A 4903-nucleotide genomic window follows, 5' to 3' on the forward strand; every position below is an offset into this window, starting at 1 on the left:
ATCTTTGTATGATTTCGTCCATTAGCGGGCCTTCGGAACTCTCATCGGCATTCGGTGTTCGTTTGTGATCGTCCAGTTCACAACAGGAGACCATTGAAATGACCATGGTGAGAAAACTTCTTCTTGGCGCATTTGGCGTCACGATGCTGGCTGGCTCAGCGGCGACGGCTTCCGCCGCAGTTGTATGCAACGGAGATGTTTGCTGGCATACGCACGAACGCTACACGTACCCAAAAGAGTCAGGAATCGTAATCCATGAAGATGACTGGCGCCCCGGTCCGAGTGTCACTTTCCGGGAGCACGAAGGCCGCGGCTACTGGCGTGGTGAAAGCTGGGAAACTCTGCCTGATGAGGGAGTGGTCGTACACGAAGAACGACGTTAAGCGGGAGTCCGGCCGTCGCGGGCTTTGAGCAAACCGCGCCAGGCGTTAGAAAAGAGAAACGTTTGGCCGGGGCGGGCAGGCAATTCGCGAGCGTCTGCCGCGCTTCGGCCAGCAACCTGATCTTTTGCGTGCCATCCTGCAGGCCGGAAACTGCAAGTCAGTCTCCGGTACAGAAGCGATTTTCGCCCACCGTTTGACCTGAATAAGCTGCGACCTTCACTGTTTGAAAGTGTCTCCTATTAAAGCGCGATCGCAAGCCCCCGGGGCTATATTCGCTTCGTCCGAGGTAACTTTGGGCGATCGCCGTCATCCGCGCCCGCTACATGGACACACCGTTCCTGAAGGCCGTCTTCCAGGTCCTGCCGGGCGGCGTCATCGTCCTCGCCGTCGGCATCGGGATCGGCGCGTCTAGTTTACGGAGCCGAATACAGATGACACCGCAACTCCACTATGGAACGACCGCGAAGGTCATGCACTGGTTGATCGTCGCGCTCCTGGTTGCGCAATACCTGATCGGCTGGCTGATGCCTGACATCCATCGCGGCATGCAGCCCGGCGCCGCCATGACCTTTCACGTTTCGATCGGGCTCATCATCCTGGCTCTGATCGTGCTGCGCTTCGCACGGCGCTGACCCATCCTGTCGCGCCGGAAAGTTCGCTACCCGTGTGGCAACGCCTATCTTCCGAACTGGTGCATTGGATGCTGTACGTCATGGTGCTCCTGACCACCCTGACAGGGTGGTTGTTCGCGTCCTTTCGGGGCTGGTCGTCGACCTCGTTCTTCTACCTGCTTCCGTTTCCGATGCTCTCCGCGGATAACGCGGCCGCCGGCAAAGCGATCGATGGTCTGCATCAGGCGGCCGAGTGGTCGCTTCTCGTGCTGGTCGTAAACCCATGTCGTGCCGGCAATGGTTCATTTGTTCTACTACCGCGACCGCATCATGAGCCGGATGTTGCCCGGCCAATCTTCGATTTGAACGATCGATGCAGTGAAACTTAACAGAACGGCCGCGGCGCAAGCGTTCTTGACGCTTTTGCTCCTGTGTTAGGGATCGCCGCCGCATCGCTCAAACTGACGAGATCCAGGTCTACGACGCACAGATCGCCGAACCCGGCGTCTTCAACTTGATGGTCCACAATACTTTACGCCCTGGGGTTTGAAGACGCCGCGTTTTCCGGGCGGGCTCGTTCCGAACCAGACGCTGAACGGCGTCCCCCGAATGGGCCTATGGCGTGACGGACTGGTTCGAACAGGGTCTCTATCTGCCGCTCTCTAGCGTGGCCAACGGCGAAGGTCCAGTTCTGAACGGGTTCAAGGTTCGCGAGCTCTTCGTGGTGCCTCACGCCGCGGCTCCGACGTTCTTCTATGGCATCAATCTCGAGTTCAGCTACAACGCCGTACACTGGGACCCAAGACGTGGGCCGTCGTCGCGGAGGTACTCCGACTACGGAGCGATCAAACAGTTCCTGCCCCTCGATCAGCAGTCGCGGCAGCTGTTCGGCGTCGTCGACTACAAGACGGAAGACTTCAACATCGAGGCGGGCGTCGGCTTCGGATTGACGCCGGCCTCGGACCGGATGGTGGTCAAGCTCATGGTTTCCCGCGACCTCTACAAGCCACTCCAGAAAACCAGCGAGTCGCGTGCTCAATTACAGGGCTCGAAACCATCGCTCGGGAGCAACGCGCCATCGGCCTGGTCTCCAAGCGATTTAGGCAATTAGGCGCGAATATCGTCCCGTCTCGCTGCCGGCTCCCCTGGTAACAGCGGCGCCATGGATGTGCCGAGATGCGCGGCGATGGCGCCGATGCACCGGACATGATCCGTCCGCCTGGAGGCGAATGCCCCGAGATCCGGATGCGGCCTGAGCCGATAGCCGGCAGCCGAAAGCCGGCCGCAGACGGCTTCGATCTCCGTGGCGGTGGTTCTGACGTCCTTGGGCTCAAGACTGTCAACCAGCGATTTCTCCGACGATACGCAATCCCTCGTCTCGCAGCAGGAGGGCAGCCGCGCGGCTTTTCGGATCGTCGATCAGGAGTTCGAAGATTAGGGCGAGGTCCATGATGGTTCCCAACGCCGCCGGCCAGCCGGCGCCGGTGCCGACGGACCGGAAGTAGACCAGAGAGGGATGGGACGCATGGCTCTGCAGGACGGAAGCGCACCAGTCTCGTCCATCGTAGAGCGCCCGCCGCTGCCGATTCCGATGATCTCGCCCGGGTATTCCGATTTGATCTCGCCCAGGATTCCGAGATGATCTCGCCCACCGTTCTGATTTGATGTCACCCGGGGCGGGAGGCGTTCTGGCTGTCTGGGTTCTGGCATCGGCGAAGCCGCGTGGTCAACCTTGATTCGCGGCTCGAAGGAGTTGTTTTCTGCTGCTTCTGCTGCTTCTGCTGCTTCTGCTGTGGGCATGTGGGCAACGCCCTTGGCGTTGTCCAAGCGCAGCGACCCAGCTCAACGGTGTGGCGAGATTGGCTTCCATCTGCCTCATCAGGTCGCGCGTGAAAGCCTTGAGATCGATCATGTCACCCGCATCCTCCGGCGAGACGATGAACCGGAAATGATGCCGGTCATCCCGCGTCAGCGCTTCGAAGGCCACCTCATCGGCCCGGTCGCTGCCGGCATCGAACATGTGTGCCGGCTCTCCGCTCCGGGTGACGCCGTCACGTTTCGGGTAGGAGAGGTGCGCGGCGAGCGGCGCCGAGCGGAAGGCCCGCCCTCGGTGGCGGACGACCCGTGCCTTCACCGTCACACGCCGCGCTGGATTGAACAGGCATTCCCGGCCAAAGCTCATCCGGCCGCGGCCGAAAAGGTCGACTGCCTGTGGGCGGCCGCGCGCCTCGCCGGAGAAACATGGCCGGCCATCTTTGCTGCGCGCAGCACCCGGTTGATGAAGCTCTTCGGCTTGCCCGCGCGCGCATTTCGGATACGGCCTGGACGGATTCGGAACTCGCGCTCCCCTGCGCTCATCGCCATCGCCTCCTAGCGATGAAGTGAAGAGCAGTGCCGAAGACACCCTTCAACTTGTTCGCAAATGTCCGTTTCGCGGCACGCGCCCCGACCGACCGGCACGGACGAACACAAGCCCGATCAAGGGCTTCGTGTTCGGACGGCGAGCCGCTTTTATCTTGCCGCTTTAATCGGTCGGGAGGTCGGGAGTAAGCGTCCGGGTCCTGCACACCTTCCTCCTCGTGTGAAGTCGTTCCATTTCGGGTTCTCTGCTGCTGTGGAGATTCTCCGGTGGGACCGAAACACTTCCAGAACAAAGCGCGACGCGAGTGGTGGTCGCTGCACATCGAGGCCTGGCGCCGAAGCGGGCTCGGGTCCGCAAATATTGCCATCAGCAGCATCTCACCGAGACCGTGTTTCGGCGCTGGCTGAAGCGGCTGGTCGGCGAGGACACCGCACGTAAACTCACGGAATATCAGACGGAATTGCGCAACGAGGAGCGCCGGAATGAGCGAGAAAAGGCGGCGCAAAAGCAGAATCGGCAACGATGTTCCGTCAGCACAAACGTCCGCAATCGCGCCACGCAGGCGTTCTGGGCGATGCATGTGGAGGCGATGAATTGGGGCGGAATGGGCATCCGCGCCTACGCCGCCGCGATGCAATTGTCGCCGCACTCGCTGCGCAAATGGCGTGACCGACTGGACGCCGGCGAGCTCGAACTGGCGCGCGCATCTTCACCCCTCAGTCCGTCCGGCCGTTAGCGCTAGTGCTAGGAACCCGTCCGCCGAAAACAGCTTGACAGGCGCGACGACCGTCGATCCGCCGACACCTGCAACGTCGCTCCGGCGCTTCTTCAGCGACGAGGAGAAGCTCGCGATCGTGCGAGAGACGGCGCAGCCGGGCGCCAAGGTATCTGCCGTCGCGCGCAAGCACGGCATCGTCACCGGGCTGCTGTTCCGCTGGCGCGTGCAGTTCGGCGTTGGTCGCGACAGGCGCGCCAAGCTTGCCCATGTCGCGCTCCCCGACGACACTGCCGCGGCGCGAGTTCTGCGCGACCTCGTGCGCCCACCAGAGGGCATGACGGCGGACGCTTGCGAAGATTGCCCACCCCCCCGCCGCTTATCGCCGAACTTGCGCCGGCATCTGACAAGGATCGGTTGAGGCGCAGCCAATCCAGCCCCATGGGATCGGCCGATGATGACAGCCTATCGACGCCGGCAAGAAAGAAAATCGGCGTAAAGCGGACAGGCGCCATTGGACGCGCTATCCAGCGGAAAAGCTGCGTCACGGCGGTCTGGCGTCCGCCGCGGGCGACCGCTTCGTAAGCCGGCCTGGTCGATGATCAGCGGGACGAATGCAAGATATCGGCACGAATTGAGCAGCAGAATGACGATTTGGACGTGAGCGGCACGCATCTTCACTCCTCGTCGGTCCACACGGGAATGGCGCGGGCGATAACGGCGGACGACGGCAGAGGACCGAAGTAGCGGCCATCAAGGGAGTCCTCGGATTCCCAGTTCATGAGAAAAATCTTGCCTTCGCCGAGGACGTTGCACCCCTGCCAGACCGGCA

The 4903-nt window shown here is 61.8% G+C and carries 5 protein-coding genes and 3 pseudogenes; 5 read left to right on the forward strand and 3 right to left on the reverse strand.

The window, feature by feature from the left end:
- Positions 1–190: hypothetical protein (locus JOY90_RS37955; RefSeq protein ID WP_291696209.1), on the reverse strand; the 190-nt coding region annotated here is incomplete at its 3' end.
- A gap of 483 nt (positions 191–673) precedes the next feature.
- Between JOY90_RS37955 and JOY90_RS37960 the strand changes: the two are divergent.
- The 3 genes and pseudogenes from JOY90_RS37960 to JOY90_RS37970 all read left to right on the forward strand — a co-directional run.
- Positions 674–793: pseudogene (locus tag JOY90_RS37960) on the forward strand (rubrerythrin); the annotation flags it as partial.
- Between the two features lie 21 nt (positions 794–814).
- Positions 815–1360 (forward strand): annotated as a pseudogene (locus JOY90_RS37965) (cytochrome b).
- Positions 1361–1616: 256 nt separating this feature from the next.
- Entirely contained in the window at positions 1617–2105 is a 489-nt protein-coding gene (locus JOY90_RS37970; RefSeq protein ID WP_291696210.1) for a hypothetical protein, read from the forward strand.
- A 636-nt stretch (positions 2106–2741) separates the two neighbouring features.
- Here the strand turns inward: JOY90_RS37970 and JOY90_RS37975 are convergent.
- Positions 2742–3352, reverse strand: a pseudogene (locus tag JOY90_RS37975) (type VI secretion protein); the annotation flags it as partial.
- A gap of 392 nt (positions 3353–3744) precedes the next feature.
- On the opposite strand from JOY90_RS37975, the gene JOY90_RS37980 reads away from it, so the two are divergent.
- The gene (locus JOY90_RS37980; RefSeq protein WP_291696211.1) at positions 3745–4092 is read left to right on the forward strand and encodes a hypothetical protein; all 348 of its coding nucleotides are present in this window, start codon (positions 3745–3747) and stop codon (positions 4090–4092) included.
- A gap of 34 nt (positions 4093–4126) precedes the next feature.
- Entirely contained in the window at positions 4127–4492 is a 366-nt protein-coding gene (locus JOY90_RS37985; RefSeq protein ID WP_291696212.1) for a transposase, read from the forward strand.
- 256 nt (positions 4493–4748) lie between these two features.
- On the opposite strand, the gene JOY90_RS37990 is transcribed toward JOY90_RS37985, so the two are convergent.
- Positions 4749–4903 (reverse strand): S26 family signal peptidase (locus JOY90_RS37990; protein ID WP_291696213.1); only part of this gene is annotated, 155 nt, incomplete at its 5' end.

The sequence above is a fragment of the Bradyrhizobium sp. genome, from assembly GCF_019242285.1.
GTDB lineage: Bacteria > Pseudomonadota > Alphaproteobacteria > Rhizobiales > Xanthobacteraceae > Bradyrhizobium.